The sequence below is a fragment of the Nocardia sp. NPDC047648 genome (genome assembly GCF_040642815.1).
GTDB classification, from domain to species: domain Bacteria; phylum Actinomycetota; class Actinomycetes; order Mycobacteriales; family Mycobacteriaceae; genus Nocardia; species Nocardia gamkensis.
The window spans coordinates 212459-230648 of record NZ_JBEYSX010000002.1 but is presented as its reverse complement, the minus strand read 5'-3'; the positions used below and the strand labels follow the sequence as shown (position 1 = coordinate 230648).

19 protein-coding genes are annotated in these 18190 nt (G+C 69.5%); 10 read left to right on the top strand and 9 right to left on the bottom strand.

What is annotated here, in order from left to right:
* Positions 1 to 70: 70 nt before the first annotated feature.
* Positions 71 to 1009: a LysR family transcriptional regulator gene (locus ABZ803_RS05465; protein WP_357033288.1), complete on the top strand. Its 939-nt coding sequence runs from the start codon at positions 71 to 73 to the stop codon at positions 1007 to 1009.
* 6 nt (positions 1010 to 1015) lie between these two features.
* On the opposite strand, the gene ABZ803_RS05460 is transcribed toward ABZ803_RS05465, so the two are convergent.
* The 5 genes from ABZ803_RS05460 to ABZ803_RS05440 all read right to left on the bottom strand — a co-directional run bounded on the left by ABZ803_RS05460 (position 1016) and on the right by ABZ803_RS05440 (position 6166).
* Positions 1016 to 2092, bottom strand: a complete 1077-nt coding sequence (locus ABZ803_RS05460) for an ADP-ribosylglycohydrolase family protein (RefSeq protein WP_357033285.1) — start codon at positions 2090 to 2092, stop codon at positions 1016 to 1018.
* Between the two features lie 159 nt (positions 2093 to 2251).
* Positions 2252 to 3127, bottom strand: coding sequence for a metal ABC transporter permease (locus ABZ803_RS05455; RefSeq protein ID WP_357033282.1), 876 nt, complete (start codon positions 3125 to 3127; stop codon positions 2252 to 2254).
* A 25-nt stretch (positions 3128 to 3152) separates the two neighbouring features.
* Entirely contained in the window at positions 3153 to 3887 is a 735-nt protein-coding gene (locus ABZ803_RS05450) for a metal ABC transporter ATP-binding protein (RefSeq protein WP_357033279.1), read from the bottom strand.
* The gene (locus ABZ803_RS05445; protein ID WP_357034294.1) at positions 3884 to 4756 is read right to left on the bottom strand and encodes a metal ABC transporter substrate-binding protein; all 873 of its coding nucleotides are present in this window, start codon (positions 4754 to 4756) and stop codon (positions 3884 to 3886) included. The genes ABZ803_RS05450 and ABZ803_RS05445 overlap by 4 nt, the downstream gene beginning before the upstream one ends.
* 162 nt (positions 4757 to 4918) lie before the next feature.
* A complete protein-coding gene (locus ABZ803_RS05440; protein WP_357033276.1) occupies positions 4919 to 6166 on the bottom strand; it encodes a cytochrome P450 in 1248 nt (415 codons plus the stop codon).
* A gap of 231 nt (positions 6167 to 6397) precedes the next feature.
* Here ABZ803_RS05440 and ABZ803_RS05435 point away from each other — a divergent pair, with 231 nt between their 5' ends.
* Entirely contained in the window at positions 6398 to 7762 is a 1365-nt protein-coding gene (locus ABZ803_RS05435) for an FAD-dependent oxidoreductase (RefSeq protein ID WP_357033273.1), read from the top strand.
* A 17-nt stretch (positions 7763 to 7779) separates the two neighbouring features.
* Positions 7780 to 8670, top strand: a complete 891-nt coding sequence (locus tag ABZ803_RS05430; protein WP_357033270.1) for a class I SAM-dependent methyltransferase — start codon at positions 7780 to 7782, stop codon at positions 8668 to 8670.
* A 6-nt stretch (positions 8671 to 8676) separates the two neighbouring features.
* On the opposite strand, the gene ABZ803_RS05425 is transcribed toward ABZ803_RS05430, so the two are convergent.
* Positions 8677 to 9498, bottom strand: coding sequence for a DUF1206 domain-containing protein (locus ABZ803_RS05425; RefSeq protein WP_357033267.1), 822 nt, complete (start codon positions 9496 to 9498; stop codon positions 8677 to 8679).
* A gap of 504 nt (positions 9499 to 10002) precedes the next feature.
* Between ABZ803_RS05425 and ABZ803_RS05420 the strand changes: the two genes are divergently transcribed.
* A complete protein-coding gene (locus ABZ803_RS05420; protein WP_357033264.1) occupies positions 10003 to 10185 on the top strand; it encodes a hypothetical protein in 183 nt (60 codons plus the stop codon).
* A 29-nt stretch (positions 10186 to 10214) separates the two neighbouring features.
* On the opposite strand, the gene ABZ803_RS05415 is transcribed toward ABZ803_RS05420, so the two are convergent.
* Positions 10215 to 11402, bottom strand: a complete 1188-nt coding sequence (locus tag ABZ803_RS05415; protein WP_357033261.1) for a serine hydrolase domain-containing protein — start codon at positions 11400 to 11402, stop codon at positions 10215 to 10217.
* 105 nt (positions 11403 to 11507) lie between these two features.
* Between ABZ803_RS05415 and ABZ803_RS05410 the strand changes: the two genes are divergently transcribed.
* Entirely contained in the window at positions 11508 to 12134 is a 627-nt protein-coding gene (locus ABZ803_RS05410) for a TetR family transcriptional regulator (RefSeq protein WP_357033258.1), read from the top strand.
* A gap of 12 nt (positions 12135 to 12146) precedes the next feature.
* Here ABZ803_RS05410 and ABZ803_RS05405 read toward each other — a convergent pair whose 3' ends face one another.
* Entirely contained in the window at positions 12147 to 12311 is a 165-nt protein-coding gene (locus ABZ803_RS05405) for a helix-turn-helix domain-containing protein (protein ID WP_357034292.1), read from the bottom strand.
* Between the two features lie 130 nt (positions 12312 to 12441).
* Positions 12442 to 13173, bottom strand: coding sequence for a GntR family transcriptional regulator (locus ABZ803_RS05400; protein ID WP_357033255.1), 732 nt, complete (start codon positions 13171 to 13173; stop codon positions 12442 to 12444).
* A gap of 125 nt (positions 13174 to 13298) precedes the next feature.
* Here ABZ803_RS05400 and ABZ803_RS05395 point away from each other — a divergent pair, with 125 nt between their 5' ends.
* From ABZ803_RS05395 to ABZ803_RS05375, 5 genes are all read left to right on the top strand, one after another.
* Positions 13299 to 14267 (top strand): alpha/beta fold hydrolase, encoded by a 969-nt coding sequence (locus ABZ803_RS05395; RefSeq protein WP_357033252.1) that lies wholly within the window; start codon positions 13299 to 13301, stop codon positions 14265 to 14267.
* A 77-nt stretch (positions 14268 to 14344) separates the two neighbouring features.
* The gene (locus ABZ803_RS05390; RefSeq protein ID WP_357033249.1) at positions 14345 to 15520 is read left to right on the top strand and encodes a helix-turn-helix domain-containing protein; all 1176 of its coding nucleotides are present in this window, start codon (positions 14345 to 14347) and stop codon (positions 15518 to 15520) included.
* 129 nt (positions 15521 to 15649) lie between these two features.
* Positions 15650 to 16711: a fatty acid desaturase gene (locus ABZ803_RS05385; RefSeq protein WP_357033246.1), complete on the top strand. Its 1062-nt coding sequence runs from the start codon at positions 15650 to 15652 to the stop codon at positions 16709 to 16711.
* Positions 16708 to 16890: a rubredoxin gene (gene rd, locus ABZ803_RS05380; RefSeq protein WP_357033243.1), complete on the top strand. Its 183-nt coding sequence runs from the start codon at positions 16708 to 16710 to the stop codon at positions 16888 to 16890. The genes ABZ803_RS05385 and rd overlap by 4 nt, the downstream gene beginning before the upstream one ends.
* Before the next feature lie 4 nt (positions 16891 to 16894).
* Positions 16895 to 18187: an FAD-dependent oxidoreductase gene (locus ABZ803_RS05375; protein WP_357033241.1), complete on the top strand. Its 1293-nt coding sequence runs from the start codon at positions 16895 to 16897 to the stop codon at positions 18185 to 18187.
* Positions 18188 to 18190 lie beyond the last annotated feature (3 nt).

The window sequence follows — 18190 nt, the reverse complement described above, 5'->3', positions numbered from 1 at the left end:
GGCGCACAAATGGAAAGTCGATTGTGCACCGAACGCCATGTCACGAACGAGCATGTGCGATCGTGTGCGCATGGCCCGGCCCGATCTGAACTTGCTGATCACTCTGGATGTCCTGCTCGAAGAGGGCAGCGTTACCCGGGCCGGCGAACGGCTCGCGCTCAGCCCGTCGGCGATGAGCCGCCAGCTCGCGCGGTTGCGCCGGGCCACCGGTGACCCGCTGCTCGTGCGGTCGGGCCGCGGGCTCACGCCCACACCGCGCGCGGTGGAACTGCGCGACCGCGTACGCGACCTGGTCCGGGAGGCCGAAGAGGTGCTGCGACCGGCCGGCACGCTGGACCTGGCCGGGCTGGCCAGGACCTTCACGGTGCGCAGCAGCGACGGCTTCGTGGAGCGGTTCGGCCCCGAATTGGTGGCCGCGGTAGGCCACGCCGCCCCGGGCGTTCGGCTGCGCTTCGTGCAGAAGACGAAGAAGGACACCGGTCCCTTGCGCGACGGCAGCGTCGACCTGGAGGTCGGAGTGATCGAGCGCGCGCTGCCTCCGGATATCGCGAGCACGTCCCTGTTCGCCGACCGGTTCATCGGGGTGGTGCGCAGCGAGCATCCGCTGCGCACCGGGATGATCACGACGGCCCGCTATGCCTCCGCGCGGCACGTGCACGTCTCACGGCGCGGCCTGGACGAGGGCTTGGTCGACGAGGCTCTGCACCCCACCGGCCACCGGCGGGAGGTCGTGACGGTCGTGGACGGTTTCGGCGCCGCCTTGGCGCTGGCGAGATCCTCGGATCTGGTCGCGACGGTTCCGGAGCGCCACACCACGGTCCTGCGGCGCGGGATGCACTCGTTCGCCCTGCCCTTCCGCGCTCCCGAGGTGACGGTGTCGCTGCTGTGGCACGTCCGGTTCGAGGCGGACGCGGCGCACCGCTGGCTGCGCGGCCGTGTGCTCGAGGTGTGCAGGCGACCGGACGGCACCGGAGCGGAGAACGCGGTGCGCGAGGAATCCTCGTCCTGATCGACGTCACAGACCTTCGTCGCGGGGGTATCGCGGGGCGAGCGCGGCCCGGTCGCCGAGACCGAAGTTCATCACGAGATCGTCGGCGACCCGGACCAGCACATCGCGCCCCTCGACCGCGGCCGCCCACTCCATCGGCAGTCCCGAGACGCCGTGCACCGCGCCGATCAGATTGCCCGCCACGGCACCGGTGGAATCGGAGTCGCCGGAGTGGTTCACCGACAGCAGCAGTGCCGCGCGCACATCGCCGGTCCTGGCCGCGTGCAGAGCGCAATACACCGCGATGGCCAGGCACTCCTCCGCGATCCAGCCCTCGCCGACCTGCTCCACCCGTTCGGCGGAGACCGCCCCCTCGGACAACTCGACCGCCCGGGTCAGTGCCTCCACGGTTTCCGCGCTCGCGGGATGGGCCCGAACCTGGTCGACCGTCTCGCGCACCGCGATCGGCAACTCGATACCGGTCACCACGCGATCGATCAGCGCGGCGAACGCGCCCGCGGCCAGATATCCGGTGGGATGTCCGTGGGTCAGCTGCGCGGCCCGTGCCGCTGTGGTGAACGCCTGGTCCGGCCCCACACCGGCCAGCCCGAACGGCGCGGACCGCATCACCGTGCCGCAACCTTTCGAATGCGCGTTCACCGGACCGGGTTCGCCCAGCGGCGCCGGCGCGAGGTATCCCCGCGCTTGCTGGTTCAGGCCGGACATACACGCGTTCCCCGGTGCGCGCGTCGCGTACAGGAAGGGCAGACTCGCCAGCCACCCGTCGACGTGCGGCGCGGGCTCCTCTTGACGCTGGGTCTGCAACCAGCGCAGATACGCTCGGCGCAGCGCGGGCACCGGATCGGCGCCCGGCTGCGAACGCAGCAATCCCTCCGCGGTGAACAGCGTCATCTGGGTGTCGTCGGTGATCTGCTGCGGTGCGTCCACGGCGTGCTGCGGCAGGAAGCCCGTCACCCCGTCGTCGCCGTAGCGCTGCCGAATCTGCTCCAGCCGCAGGAATTCGATGGGCCACCCCAGCGCGTCCCCCACCGCTCCGCCCAGCAGGGAGCCGCGAACCCGATCGAAGATCGTCGTGTAATCCACCACGAGACATCATCTTCGCGCATGCGGAGCGCGGCCCACCACCACGGTGCGGGCCCATATGTCCGTCCGGTGCCGGATCGGCGCTGGGCGAAGGCGCGGACGGGCTGGACAGTCGATCCCGGCTCCGATCGGGTAGCTCGATCGTCGCAGCGGTGCGGCTTATGCTCGAGCGCTCATCGAATCCGCGCGACGTGCCGCGAAGATCCGCCGTCCGAGCACGCCTTGCCGGGGTGCGAACAGGTACACGGCCGTGAAGAACAATCCCTGGACCACCACGACCATGCCGCCGGGAGCCGTATCCAGGTGATAGCTCAGGTACAGACCCGCCACCGCACAGGTCACCGAGACAGTGGGGGCGATGACCAGCATCCGGCCGAATCGATCGGTGAGCAGGTAGGCCGTCGCGCCCGGGATGATGAGCATGGCGACCACGAGAACGACGCCGACCGCTTGCAGGGCGACCACGGCGGTGAGGGCCAGCAGGCCGAGCAGTGCCGTGCCGAGCAACCGGGGGCTGAGGCCGATGGCGTGCGCGTGCGTGGGGTCGAAGGCGTACAGGGTGAAGTCCCGACGTTTGAGGACGAGCGCGGCGAGGGTGATCGCGGCCAGGATCACCACCTGGATCAGCTCGGCGCGGCTCACACCCAGCAGATTGCCGAACACGATGTGGTTCAGGTCGGTCTGGCTCGGCGTCACCGAGACGAGCACCAGGCCGAACGCGAACAGCGTCGTGAAGACGATGCCGATGGCGGCGTCCTCCTTGATCCGGCTGGTGTCGCGCACCACGCCGATCAACGCCACCGCCAGGAACCCGAACACGATCGCGCCCACCGCGAACGGCAGCCCGAGGATGTAGGCCAGCACCACGCCGGGCAGCACGGCGTGCGAGACGGCGTCCCCCATCAGCGACCACCCGATCAGCACCAGCCAGCAGGACAGCACCGCGCACACCAGCGCCGCGGTCACGGTGGTGGCCAGCGCGCGCACCATGAACTCGTAACGCAAGGGGTCGGTGAAGATTTCGGTGAAGCTCATGCGTCCGTCCCACACTCGGCCGGGCTCACACCCGGTTCATCACATCCAGGCCGAACGCCCTGGCCAGGTTCTCCGGGCGCAGCACCGCGTCAGGGCTGCCCTGGGCGAGCACCGTCCGCATCAGCAGCACCGCCTCGTCGGCGAGGCCGGGCAGGGCGTGCAGATCGTGCGTCGACACCAGGATGGTGGCGCCGTCGGCGGCGAGCTCGCGCAGCAGCGCGGTGATCGTGGCCTCCGAACGCTTGTCGACGCCCGCGAACGGCTCGTCGAGCAGCAGAACGGTCGCGCCCTGCGCCAGCCCGCGCGCGACGAAGGCGCGCTTGCGCTGCCCGCCGGACAACCGGCCGATCTGCCGGTCGGCGAGATCGGTCAGTTCCACCCGCTCCAGCGCCCGCGCGACGGCCTCCCGATCGGCCTTGCGCGCTCGACGGGTGATGCCGAGGCGCCCGTATCGCCCGGTCATCACCACATCCCGCACCGAAAGCGGGAAAGTCCAATCGACGTCCTCGCTCTGCGGGACATAACCGAGGATCCCCGCCCGGCGCGCCGTCACGGGGGCGCCGCCGTCGATCCGCACCGTCCCCCGGTCGGGCCGGGCGAGACCCATGATCGTCTTGAACAAGGTGGATTTGCCGGAACCGTTCATCCCGATGAGACCGCACACCCGCCCCGCGTGGACGGTCAAGTCCACATTCTCGAGCGCGGGGACCTCGCCGTAGCGGACGGTGACGCCGCGCACCTCGATCGCGGGCGTGCTCATGGGCGGTGACCCGTCAGCGCGGAACCGATCGTCTGCGCGTCGTGCCTGAGCAGCGCCAGATAGGTCGGCACGGGCCCGTCTGCCTCCGACAGGGAATCGACGTACAGCACGCCCCCGAACGCCGCGCCGGTGGCTTCGACCACCCGGCGCATCGGCGCGTCCGACACCGTGGACTCACAGAACACCGCAGGCACCCGCTGCCCTCGGACGAAGTCGATGGCCGACGCGATCTGCTGGGGCGTGGCCTGCTGCTCGGCATTGACCGCCCAGATGTACTTCTCGGTGAGTCCGGCGTCGCGGGCCAGGTAGGAGAAGGCGCCCTCGCACGTGACCAGAGCGCGCTCGTTCGGCGGTAGGGCGTTCAAGGTGCCGGTCAATTCGTCGTGCACCTTGCGCAGCTCGGACTTGTACCGCTCCGCGTTGGCGCGGAAATCGGCCGCGTGGGCCGGTGCGAGTTCACCGAACGCGCGCACCATGTTGTCGACGTAGATCTGGGCGTTGTGCGGCGACATCCACGCGTGCGGGTTCGGTTTGCCCTGGTAGGCGTCCTCGCGGATCGGCAGCGCGGCGACGCCCTCGCTCACCACGACGTGCTTCACCCGCAGGTCGGAGACGAACTGGGCGAACCACGCCTCCAGATTCAGCCCGTTGTCCAGGATGAGATCCGCTTTGGACGCCTTCTTGATGTCGCCCGGTGTCGGCTCGTAGCCGTGGATCTCCGCACCCGGCTTGGTGATCGATTCCACGGTCAAGTGCTCACCCGCCACGTTCCTGGCGATGTCCGCGAGCACCGTGAACGTGGTGAGCACCACCGGCCGGTCGTCGGCGCCCGCCTCCGTCGCGGCGCAGGCGGTGAGGGCGCATGCCATGGCGCCCACCGCCATTGCCGCCACCCATCGACGCGGAGACCGAGCGAGCACGCGGCGGAGCCGAACCTTCATGCACAGAGATGATAAGTTCGGCAAGCCTAACTTACAAGTTCGAGTGAATGAAACACCTCGCGCTCGTCGCGTCCGGTGGTTGCCCACGGCTCACAGCAGCGGCAACGGCGGAGACTCCGGGAAGACAATCGGCAGAGCGGTCAGCGCTCGGTGGAACGGGCCCGGCCGCCAGGTCAGTGCACCGGGCTCTACCGCGAGGCGGATCTCCGGCAAGGCGTCGAGCAGTTGATCGATCGCGTCCTGGGCGATCAGATAGGCCAGGGAATTCGCCGGACACGCGTGCGGACCCCCGCCGAACGCGAGGTGGGCACGATTGCCCGCGAATTGTCCGGCGCGGATCGCGGGATCGGTGTTGCAGGCGGCGATGCTGATCACGACCGGTTGATGAGCGGGCAACCAGACGTCGTCGATGAGGATCGGCTGCTTCGGGAAGCTGAAGCAGAAGTTCGCCATCGGCGGATCGTTGAACAGCACCTCGTCCAAGGCGTCCCGGGTGGACAGGCTGCCGCCGAGCACGCTGCCGCCGAACCGCTCGTCGGTGAGGATCAGCAGCAGCGTGTTGACGATCAGATTCTGCTGGGGCTCGATGCCCGCGCCGTACAGCGTGCCCAGCTGGTGCACCATTTCGGTGTCGCTGAGCCCGGCCGGGTGCCGGAGCATGCGCGTGGTGATGTCGTCGCCGGGTTCGGCCCGTTTCAGCAGGGTCAGCTCCCCCAGCGAATCGATGAGCATCTTGTTGCCGCGCTCGGCGTCGACACCCTCGAAGATCGCGGCCATGCCGGTGGCGGCGCGCTGGGCGATCTCGGCCGGGCAACCCAGCATGGCGTTCAGCACCGCGAAGGAAAGCGGAAACGCGTACTGGCGCACCACATCCGCGGACCCGTCCGCGCAGAACGAGTTGATCAGCGGCGTCGCCAGCTGCGCGACCGTGTCGCGCAAGCCGTACAGGTCGATCTTCTCCAGGCCCGCGACGTTGGCTTGCCGGTAGCGGGCATGCTCGGCCCCGGCGTTCCGCAACGCGTTGGGCCGCCACTGCATCATCGGCAGCACCGGGCAGTCGGCGGCGATGTCCTGCTGCCACGTGCGGGGGTCGGCCGGAAAGTGCTCCGGGTCGTTCACGATCCGCACGGCGGCGTGATAGCCGATCACCAAGGTCGCCGGTATATCCGGCGCCAGTTCCACCGGCGCGAGCGAGCCGTAACGTGCCCGCATCTCGCGATAGGCAGCGTGCGGGTCCGCGGCGAATTCGGCGGAGTACAAAGGGATCCGCGGGCCATCGGTATCGATCGGCGAACCATGCGGCGCGTGGCTGTGCGCGGAGGACGGGGACATCGTCATCGAAAGGACTCCAGGCGGTCGGACAACAAGATCCGAAGCGTAGGCAGCTTGCCGAGCGTCCGTACGGCAAATGGCGAGAGATGACCGGGCCGTGCAATTTGCTATAGAATTGCCCGAGATTCGACGCGTAGACCTGATCGAAGGCGAATGCACCCGCTGTGCGGAGAGCTCCGGTCGAGCGCAGATGACACGGCGGCCGTGCGCGCTACTGCGACACGAGGACGGCACGCCATGACAGACGTCGACTTTTGCGTAATCGGCGGGGGATTCGCGGGACTGACAGCCGCGCTGCGGCTGAAACAAATGGGCCGATCGGTGGCGCTGCTGGAAGCGCGCGACCGGCTCGGGGGGCGCACATGCACCCGAGTGCGCGACGACGGGTCGTGGATCGATCTCGGCGGCGCCTGGATCGGGCCGGGTCAAGACCGCGTCCGGGCGCTGATGACCGAGTACGGGGTACCGAGCTACAAGCAGTACACCGACGGCGAGGCGATGATGGTCGTCGACGGCAAGCAGCACCGGTACACCGGCACCATCCCGTGGACCATGAGTCCGTGGGCGGCGATGAACCTCGGGGCGGTATTCCTCGAACTGGGGCATATGTGCAAGTCGGTTCCCCTGGAAGCGCCGTGGTCGGCGAAGAAGGCCGACAAGTGGGATCAGGTCAGCTTGGCGCACTGGCTGGAAGGCAATGTGCTGTCCAAGCCCGCGCACGATCTGCTCGAGACGGCCATAGCCGGTTGCTACACGTCGGCGGCCTCGGAGGTGTCGTTGCTTTTCGTGCTGTATCAGATGGCATCCGGCGGCGGCCCCAGCTTCGTCCTCGGCGTCAAAGACGCGGCGCAGGACGCGCGGCCGGTCGGTGGCATGGGCGCGATCTACCGGCCGATGGCGGCCGAACTCGGCGATTCGATCCACCTGTCGCAGCCGGTGCGCTGCATCCATCAGGACGACGAGGGAGTCATGGTCCGCGCGACCGATCTGACGGTGCGCGCGCGCCGGGCGATCGTGGCCGTACCCCTCGCGATCGCAAGCCAGATCTCCTACCGGCCGATGTTGCCGGTAGACCGATCGTTCCTGCATCAACGCATGCCGAGCGGCTCGATCATCAAGGTCTCCGCCGTGTACGACGAACCGTTCTGGCGCGACGACGGCCTGTCGGGGCAGTCGGTCGCCCCTGGCTCGCCCGCCACCGTCACCATCGACGCGTGCACGGACACCGGACGCCCCGGGGTGCTGTGCGTGATCATCGAGGGGCCCATCGCACGACAGGTGGGCCGACTCGACGAAACCGAACGGAGAAGCGCGGTACTCGGCGCACTCGTCGAGCGGTTCGGCCGCAAAGCGGGTTCCCCCGTCGACTACATCGAGCAGAACTGGAGCGCCGAGCGGTACTCCGGCGGCGGGATGCTCAGCCACGCGCCGACCGGCGTGCTCACGCAATTCGGCCATGCGCTGCGCGAGCCGTGCGGACGCATCCACTGGGCGGGCACGGAGAGCTCCGCGGTGATGTGCGGCTGGATCGACGGGGCCATCCGCTCCGGCGAACGCGCGGCCAGCGAAGTCATGGAACACGAGACCGCCGTGGTGGGCTGACGGGAAGTGGGTGCGGTATGCGAACCGATGGAGACGTCTGGGACATCGTCAGCAGCGTCGGGCTCACCGCACTGGGTGTGGCGACGTTCCGTGCGCTGGAGGCCGCCTCACCCGATCCCTTGATCCAGGACGATTACGCGCCGCTGTTCGTGGCGGCCGCGGGTCATCCGCATTTCACCGGACTGCTGGCCGATCCCTCCCCGCTCGCGGACACGCCGCTGGTCCCCGGGTTCATGGGCTTCCGCACCAAGTTCTTCGACGAGTTCTTCCTCTCGGCCGTCGCGGACGGCGTCCGGCAAGCCGTGATCGTCGCGGCGGGATTGGACGCGCGAGCGCATCGTCTCGACTGGCCCCCGGCGACCACGGTGTTCGAGATCGATCAGCCCAAAGTCCTGGAGTTCAAGGAGAAGGTTCTCACCGAGAACGGCGCACGACCGAAGGCCCGGCGGCGCACGGTGCCGGTTGACCTGCGCGAGGACTGGCCGGCCGCCCTGCGCGGCGCGGGCTTCCACCCCGATGAGCCCACCGCATGGTCGGCCGAGGGGCTGCTGCCCTATCTGCCCGGCGCGGCGCAGGACAGATTGTTCGAGCACATCGACGAGCTGTCCGCACCCGGCAGCCACCTCGCCGTGGAGAGCTTCGTGACGGGCGTCGACGTCAAACGCTTCGCGAGCATCGAGACGAAGTATTTCGACCGCTACAACCCGTTCGGGGACATCGACCCGGCCGAACTGTTCTACGACGACGAACGGGCCGATCCCGCGCAGTGGCTGTCCGGCCACGGCTGGTCGGTGCGCTGCTTCAGTCCGAGCGAGCTGGCCGCGTCCTACGGGCGATCGGTGCCGGACCTCCCCGAGGAACTCGACGACCTGTGGCGGCAGCCCCGGCTGCTGACCGCGGTGCGTTGACCGGCCCTACATCTTGGCGCTGCGAGCCATGACGAAGCTGTAGAGCCCGTAGGTGATGATGCCCAACCCGGCGATGAGGAGCAGGGCCACGCCGAAGGGTTGCGCACCGAGCGTCTTCAAGGCTCCGTCCAGCCCGGCGGACTTGTTCGGATCGTCTTTCGTCGCGGCGAGGATGACCAGCAACCCGACCGCAGCGACGGCGAGTCCCTTCGCGATGTAACCCACGGTGCCGAGCCGCCGCACGAAGGCGCCCTGGGTCCCTCGGAGGTCGTCGAGGAAGTTTTGGCTCGCTCCCTTGTACACGTGGTAGCCGCCTACGCCGATGATGATCAGCCCGCCCACGACCAGAGCGACCGTGCCCGCCGTGTGCTGCATCAGACGCGCGGTGAGCCCGACGCTCTGACTGCTGCTGGACTGTCCGCTGCCCTGCGCGAAGCGGAAAGCGGTGATCGCGAACGCGATGTAGACCACCGACAGCGAGAGCGCCTTGACCCGGTCGAACGCCTCGGACTTCAGGCTGCCGGAGCCCGGCTCGGACGCTTTGCCGAAGACCGCCTCCGCCAGCCGCCACAGCGCCATCAGCACGAACGCGACCACGCCGATCCACAGGGTCACCACCCCACCCGGTTTATCGGCCAGTTCGGCCATCGCCCCCGACTGATCGGCACTGCCCCCGCCCCCGAGCGCGAGCCGGATGGCGATGTAGCCGATCAGCAGATGAACAAGGCCCGACATGACGTACCCCGCGCGGGCGAACCGCGCGAATACGCCGTTCTGGGCGATCCGACCCGCGGTGGACGAGGCGTGCGAGAGATTCGTGTCAGTCATGATGCTTCTCCAACGGGTGCTGCGGCACGGGGGCCGGTCACAGAACATCGACCGGTTACCCAGATCCGCCGGGAAAGCACACGGCGGAATCGCACCCGCGAAGACCGCGAAAACGAGAAAGGCTCATGCTCTTGGTGAGCACGAGCCTTCGAGAAGAAAAGTGGAGCTAAGGGGACTCGAACCCCTGACCCCCACGCAGGGGTTCTAGATGTCTCATGGTTCCCATCGCTTCCCGAAACAGCCTGTGAACTGCGGGAACGGTACGGTGGTTGTTCCCGTCGCGTCCCATTGGTTCCCGTGGTTTCCCGTTCAAACCGGGGGGTTAGCGCGGGGGCGGTCAAGTTTGCACGGTTCCCGGCGGCGGATGTCCTGCGGCCCCGTAGCGGTGCGGGGTGCCTGCCGCGCTGTGTGCCCGGCGGCAGGGCGTCGACAGATTGTCGCGGGTTCCTAGTCCACTCCTGCCGGTACAGCCCGACTCCGGTCACACGGACGATGGTGCCGCTGATGGTCATCTCCCATGGGGTCGCGGAGGTGTCGACATCGCAGCGACGGAACGCGAGGCATTCGCCCGGCCGGGCTCCGGTTCGTGAGCCCGTGCTGGTGCGCGACCCGCGCCGGATCCCGGTTGGTTCCCAGCAGCGCGACGGCGAGTTGTCCTGCTGCGCGTTCACCCTCGCTCGCGCGTGACGGAGCCGTCGGCGCCGAGACCGGCCGTGTCATCGACGGCTGGCCAGGCGATACGCCATGGCGGTGAAGGCGGCCATGCGCAGATCGCCCGCGGCGGAGATCCGGCTGCCGAGGCGGTTGGTGACGAATGCGATCGACAGGCCGACGTCAGGGAACGCGAAGCCACCCGAGCCGCCGGTGCCGAGGTGCCCGAGGCCGGGGGCGTTCGAAGCGGTCATCGGCCGGTGGTAGCCGAGCCAGTGGTGCGGGGTCACGTTGAGGATGTAGTCGCGGCCGGTGGCGCGCGGCATCCGGGCGATCTGCGCGACGGTCTCCGGCGTGAGGAACGCGGTGCTGTCGATGACGCCGTTGTTGGCCAGTGCCGCATACATTGTCGCGAGTGCACGGGCGGTGAAGACGCCGTTCCAGCCCGGGTGCACGCCATCGTGCACCATCGGGTCGTTCTGCCGGCGCACCAGCCCTTCGGGGATGCTGTCGGCCAGCGCGCTCAGGTACCTGGTGCGGCGCGCCCGCGTCGCGAAGGTCTCGAAGTCGAAGCCTGCGACCCGGACCGCCGGGCTCAGCGGCGCGATGCGATGCCGGTGCTCGGGCGGGACCCGGAACCAGAAGTCCGAGATGCCGAGGGGCTCGGCGAGCTCCGACCGGACGAGGTCGGGGAACGGTCTCCCGGTGATCCGCTGGGCGAGCTCGACGACCAGTGGCCCGAAGGTCACGGTGTGGTAGCCCGGTGCCCGGTGCCTGCGCGGGTCCGGCGCGGCGGCGGCGAGCGCCGCGGCGATGGTGTCGTGGTCGAGGTAGGCGTCGCCGGTGACCAGGCCGCGAACCCGATGCAGCCCGGCCCGGTGGTTCAACAGCTCCCGGACGGTGATGGATTCCTTACCCGCGGCGGCGAATTCGGGCCAGTAGTCGGCCACCGGACGGTCGTAGTCGAGCAGCCCCCGATCGGCGAGCCGGTGCAGGACGGTTGCCGCCACGCCCTTGCCGGTGGAATACGACATCGCCATGGTGTCCCGCTGCCAGGGCCGGCCGGGTGCGGCGTCGCCTGCCCAGATGTCGAGCACCGGCTGCCCGTGCCGGAACACCGCCAGCGCCGCACCGCCGGTCCGGCGGGCGCGGCAGACCTGGAAGAACTTCTCGGCCAGCGGCACGAATCGCGCGTCGAGCACCATCGAGGGCTCCCGCTCGACAACGGCTGGGGCGGCAATCGTTTCGGTCACTTCGGCGACTCCCTTGTTCGTGTCCGTGTGGCCATGGTGCCCGAGCGGCGGTCATCTGACAATAGTCCTGTCAGATACCGGCCGGTGGCCGGGTACCATCGCACGGTGACTGCGGGACGCACCTATGGCGGGGTGAGCGCCGACGAGCGGCGGGCCGAACGCCACGCCCGCCTCGTCCGGGCCGCCCGTGAGCTGCTCGAGTCCGGCGACACCGCGCAGGTGACGGTGACCGCGGTCTGCCGCCGGGCGAAGCTGACCGAGCGCTACTTCTACGAGAGCTTCACCGACCGCGACGCCCTGCTCGGCGGCGTGTACGACGACTTCGCCGACGAATTCATCCGCATGGTCACCGCCAGGATCGCCGCCGCCGGCGACCTCACCGATCGGATTCACGCCTCGGTGACGGTCGCGCCCGAACTGGCCGCGACCTACCCCGGCATGCGGCACATCCTCGGCCGCGACGGCGGTGAGAGCGAAGCGGCCCGCGCCCGTGCGCACATCGCCCGCAAGGTCATCGACCTGTACCTGAGCAACCGGGCCGTGCTGTTCCGCGACATCGACATCGACCCGCTCGACGCGGAGCTGATGATCCGGATCATGGTCGGCGGCGGCCTCGATCTCACATTCGCCTTCTGCCGCGGCGACTTCGACGCCACCGCCGAGGAGATCGCCGCCCGCACCGCGAAACTCCTCGAACCCCTCGCCGCCTCCCTGAGCTCGGCCCTACGCTGACGGCCGGGTAGCTCAGGCCAGGGCGATGATCAGCTCGAGCACCCGGCCGGGGTCGGTGAGCTCGTCGTCGAGCAGCTCGCGGATCCCGTCCATCCGGTAACGCACCGTCTGCGGGTGGATCACCAGGTGGCGGGCAACATCCTCGCGTCTGCCCTGGTGCAGCAGCCAGGCACGCAGCGTCTGCTCGTAGCGGTCTGGTGTCGGGGCGCAGCCGGTCGAAGACGGCCAGCGCGGCGGCGCGCTGCCTGGCCCTGGTCGGCGGGTCGGCGCTCAGCACCAGGATGGCCAGCAGCAACCCGTTGACGGATCAGTTCTGAGCGTCGGTGCCCGTGCCGCCGAGCGTGGCGAGCCACTGATCGGCGACCGCGCTGCTCGCCGAGAGCAGGTGGTGCGCATGAGCGGCGGCGCCGTCGGCGTCACCCTCGGCGATGGCGCGGACCAGGGCGTCGTGGCTCGCGGGGTCGTCGAGTTCGGGGGCGAGCAGCAGGGCGAGCATGTCGGGGAGGTGGTCGAAGGCGTTCATCAGCGTGTTGAAGGCCAGCCGGTAGGCGAGATTGTCCGAGGCGTCGATGATCAGCGACCAGAACTCACGGTCGACCGTCAACTGCTCGGGCCGGGTCGCCTCGCGGTGGTAGCGAGCGGCGGCGCGCTCGAGGTCGGCGACGGTCTCCGGCGTCGCCCGCAGCGCGGCGAGGCGGGCGGCGTCCGTGCCAGCGGACCGGCGGAACTCGAGGACCGAGCGGGCGAGGTTGGGGCCGTACCGCCGGGGCGGGCTCGCCGCCAGGTAGGCGAGGATGTCGAGCCCGGCGTGGGTGCGCAGGTCGAGGACCTCGGTGGCGCCGCCGTGCACAATGCGAACCAGGCCGATCTGCTCCAGCCGCTTGAGCGCTTCCCGCACAGCGTGCCGGTTCACCGATAGCGTGGCGGCGAGCTCGCGCTCGGACGGCAGCGTGGTGGTCTCGCCTTCGAGAATGTTCGTCAGCAGCTGCTGGAAGACGCCGTCGGAGACGTTCTGCCGCCGGACCGGTTCGAGATTCACAAATCGATAGGTTAGACCACTCTGTGGTCAGCCCAACCTTGTCGAGCTACTGGTACAACCAGTAACGTCTCGCGACGGCTCCCGCGAAGAGCGCCCTCCCCTGAACCGTCCGGAAGGAACCGGCCATGACATCCGCCCCGCGCTACTACCGCGACCAGCCGGACTGGCGAGCCCTGCAGGCGTTCCTGCCCGAGCGGCTCCGGCTCGACGCGGCCCGGGAACCCGCCGAGGAGTTCTGGGAGTGGGGCGCACACCGGATCCACCTGGACACCTACCGCAACCCTCGCGCGACAGCGAAGGTGATCCTGCACCACGGCGTCGGCACCAACGGCCGTCAGATGACCCTGATCCTCGGCTCCCGGCTGGCCCGGCGTGGCTTCGAAGTCATCGCGCCGGACAACCTCGGCTACGGCATGACCGCGGTGGCTCCCGGAACGATCCCCACCTACGACGACTGGGTCGCCCTGGTCGTCGACCTCGTCGCCGCCGAACGCGCCCACGACGACCGGCCGGTCGTGCTGTACGGGCTGAGCGCGGGCGGGATGCTCACCTATCACGTCGCGGCCGAGGCGCCCAAGGGCGACGTCAGCGGCATCGCGGGAATGACCTTCCTGGACCAGCGGATCCGCCGGGTCCGCGACGAGACCGCGCACGACGTGCTGACCGCGCGCGTCGGCATGCCACTGATCTCCGCGGTGGCCGGGACGGCGGCGGGCGGCCTGCGCGTCCCGATGCGGCTGGCCTCGAAGATGCGCACCCTGGCCAACGATCGCGAGGCCATGCGCTCGGTGTTGCTCAAAGACCGCACCGCGGCGGCCAACTGGGTGTCGGCGCGGTTCCTCGACAGCTACGCGCGATATACCCCGGCGGTCGAATACGAGGACTTCCAGGCCTGCCCGATCCTGCTGACCCAGCCCGCCGCCGACCGCTGGACACCGCTGCACCTCAGCGAAGCGGTGCTGTCGCGGATCACCCGCGTGCCGGTGCGCACCGTGCTGCTCGACAACGCCGGGCACCTGCCGATGGAGGATCCGGGATTGCGCCAGATGGAGGACGCGGTGGTCGAATTCGTCCTCGACCACACCGCGGCCTGACTCCGGACGCGACGATGTGGCGAGATGGCGAACTCGCGTGGCGGTACCGTCGGGGGCGGTCCGCCCATACTGTTCCCATGACATCGGAGCCCGGGCCACCGCTCGTCCCGCCGGACATCGCGACCGCGCTCCACGCCGCGCTCAACGCGGCGGCCGACGAGATCTTCGAGTCCGTCCCGCGCGAACTCCCGGTCTACGCCGAGGTGCTCGCCACCGAACTCGGCGGGCTGGTCAAGGCGGCCATCAAAACCATGCTCGCCGGCTTCCTGCTGGTGGCCTGCGGAAAGCCCGACACTCGGCGCGCGGTGGATCCGGTGGACGTGGAGGAGGCGGCGTTCCGGCTCGGTCAGTACGAGGCCCAGGTCGGCCGTCCGATCGACTCGTTGAACGCCTCGTTCCGGCTGGGCGCCCGCATCGCCTGGCGGCACTGGAGCGCCACCGCGCAGGCGCACGGCATGAGCACCGTCGACATCGCGGCCTTCGCCGAACTGAACTTCTACTACATCGACACCCTGGCCGACGCGGCGGTGAGTGGGCATGCCGACGAGCTGGCCTCGGCGGGTCGGCAGCGGCAGCGGGCGCGCGAGTACCTGGCCGAGAAGCTCCTCGGCGGCGACGACATGACCGAGCTGCTCGCCGCCGCCCGCCTCGCCGACTGGCGACCGCCGGAATCGATGGTCGCGATCGCCCTGCCTCGGGCCGAGACGCATATCGCCGTGCCCGCCCTGGACGCGCGGACCCTGCAGGCCGGTGCCGAATCGCTGCCCGGCCCCGCGCGACCCGACATGGCGGTGCTGCTCGTCCCGATCGGGGCGGGCGCGGCCCGCGACGCGCTGCTCGAACGAGTCGGCGGGCTGCGGGCGGCCGTCGGTCCCGAGCAGCCGTGGCTCGACGTCCGCTACTCGGCGGCGCTGGCCGCGCGGGCCTGGGAACACCATGGGCGCGAAAGCTGGCCCGCCGACACCGAATCCGAGCTGGCCGCGCTGGTCGTGCACGCCGACCCGCTCACCCGCGCGCGGCACCGGGCCGACACCCTCGCCCCGTTCGATCATCTGCGCGCCGACACCCGGGCACGTTATGAGGAGACCCTGCGGGCCTGGCTGCTGCATCAGGGCCGCCGTGAGGACGTCGCCCGGTATCTGGTGCTGCATCCGCAGACGGTCCGGTACCGGATGGACCGGATACGCGAGATCCTCGGCGACCGCCTGACGGATCCGGAGCGGGTCCTCGACCTGATCATCGCACTGGCCTGACCGGTGCGCCGCGCCCCGGTTCTTCATACCCAGGGTATGAAGAACCGGCGAAATCTACACTTCCTGGCCAAGCGATAGGCCTCCGGGTGCAGCAACACTGAGCTTCTGCTGTTTCCCGGAGGAGGAACTTTGAGAATCGCAACCAGACTTCCCGGCGAGCGCGCCCTGACGGCAGCCGACGCGGACAAGATCGCGACCATCCGCGGGGCGCTCATCGAGATCGGCTCGCGGTGGCGCGCACGCCACCCGTGGGCCGACGCGCACCAGGACCAGATCGGCCTCGCCTTCTTCGTGGTATCCGTCGCCGGCGTCCTCGCCGACGCCGTGCTCTACGGCCTCGGCGTCCTGCCATGGTGGGCCACCATCGCGCTGACCGCCTTCTGGCTGTCGATCCTGCACGAGCTCGAGCACGACCTGATCCACTCGATGTACTTCCGGACCAACAGGCCGGTCCACAACACCATGATGTTCGGGGTCTGGTTCTTCCGGCCCTCGACCATCAACCCGTGGGTGCGCCGCCGGCTGCACCTGCACCACCACAAGGTCTCGGGCACCGATTCCGACCTCGAGGAACGTGCCATCACCAATGGTGAGGGCTGGGGACCTCGCAGGACGATCAGCCTCCTCGACAGTTTCCTCGGCATGTACACCAAGCCGTTCCGGGTCCACCGCATGGTGTCGGCCTACGTGAAACACGAAGCGGAGACGCCCAAGGACGCCGCCTACCTGCGGGCGATCAATGTGATGGGCTACTTCCCGCTGGGGATCTTCCACTACACGCTGTGGCATCTGTTCCTCGGGATCAGTGTCTACGAGCTGATCACCGGCGCGTCGGTCCCCGGCATGGGCGTGCTGACCTTCCTGGCGGTCACCATCCTCGCCCCGAACGCCGTGCGCACCTTCTGTCTGCACTTCGTCAGCTCGAACATGCACTACTACGGCGACATCGAGGCCCACAACGTGCTGCAGCAGACCCAGGTCTGGACGGCGTGGTGGCTCAAGCCCTTCCACGCGCTGTGCTTCAACTTCGGTGAGACCCACGCGATCCATCACTTCCTGGTGCGTGACCCGTTCTACCTGCGCGAGCTGATCAAGCACGACTGCCAGAAGGTGCTCGCCGAGCACGGCGTCCGCTTCAACGACTTCGGTACCTTCCGCCGCGCCAACCGCTTCGGGTCGGTGCGCGCGTGAGCGCCACGACGACCGCCGCCCTGTGGGTCTGCGTGCGCTGCGGCATGATCTACGACCCCGCGGACGGCGACCCCGACGGCGGCATCGCCCCGGGCACCGCGTTCGAGGACATTCCCGACGACTGGGTCTGTCCGGTGTGCGGCGCCCGCAAGTCCGACTTCGTCCCCTGGGAGGAGTGAGCAGATGACCGGAGCACACGAGGCCGACGAGGTCGACATCCTGCTGATCGGTGGCGGCGTCGCGGCCGCGGGAGCCGCGGAGGAACTGCGCCGCAAGGGTTTCGCGGGCACGGTCGCGCTCGCGACCCGCGAGAGCGATGCCCCCTACCACCGCTTCTACCTCACCAAGGAGTACCTGCGTGGCGCGGTGGCCGCCGACGATCTCGCAGTCCACTCGCCGGAATGGTGGCAGGACAACGAGATCGCGCTGTGGCTGCGCTCCCCCGTGCTGTCGCTGGACCCGGCGGCCCGGACCGCCCGCGTCGGGCGCCGTACGGTGCGCTGGGGCAAGGCCCTGCTGGCCACCGGCGCCAACGTCCGGTTGCTCGACTGCCCCGGCTCCGGTCTGACCGGCGTGCACTACCTGCGTACCACCGGCAACGCCGACGAACTGCTCAATGATCTGATCGGCACCGAGTCGCTGGTCGTCGTCGGTGGATCCTTCGTCGCCGCCGAGACCGCCGCCTCCGCGGCCGCCCTCGGCATCCACACGACCATGGTGTTTCCCGAACCGGTGCCGCTCGCGCGCTCGCTGGGCGCGCCGATCGGCCGCATCGTCGAGGGCGAGCTGAGCCGCCTCGGCGTCGTCGTGCACAGCGGCTCCGTCGTCGAATCCCTTTGCGGGGACGAGCGGGTCGAGGGCGTGGTGCTGGCGGGCGGCACGACCCTGCCCGCCGACACCGTCGTCGTCGGCATCGGCGCGCGCCCCGAGACGACCCTGGCCAAGCGCTGCGGTCTCGGTCTCGGCGAAGGCGGCGGCGTGCTGTGCGACTCCACCCTGCGCACCTCCGACCCCCACATCTGGGCGGCAGGTGACATGTGCGAGTTCGACAGTGCCAGGCACGGGCGCACTGTGCGCATCGAGCACGATCGCGTCGCCTCGGCACAGGGCAGACACGCCGCACGGGCCATGCTCGGCGACACCGTGTCCTTCATCGACTACCCGTACTTCTGGACCACGATCGGCGAGAACCTGCACATCGACGTCGTGGCCACCGACGCCCCCGGCGACGCGGTCGTGCCGTGGCACCTGCCGCTGCGCCCGGATACGGCCACCTGGCACACCGCGACCGGCGGCGCCGGCCCCGAGCCGGCCGCGTACCGGTACAGCAGCCGGGGCGACACGAGCGGGTACGCCTTCGTCAACGGCGCGCTGGTGTTCTCCACCCTGTCCGGATTCCCGGGCGAGGGCGGCGAGGCGCAGCTGCCCGCGGCCGGATCCTTCCTCCGGCCGCCGTCCCTCCGCGGTGGTCGCTGACCG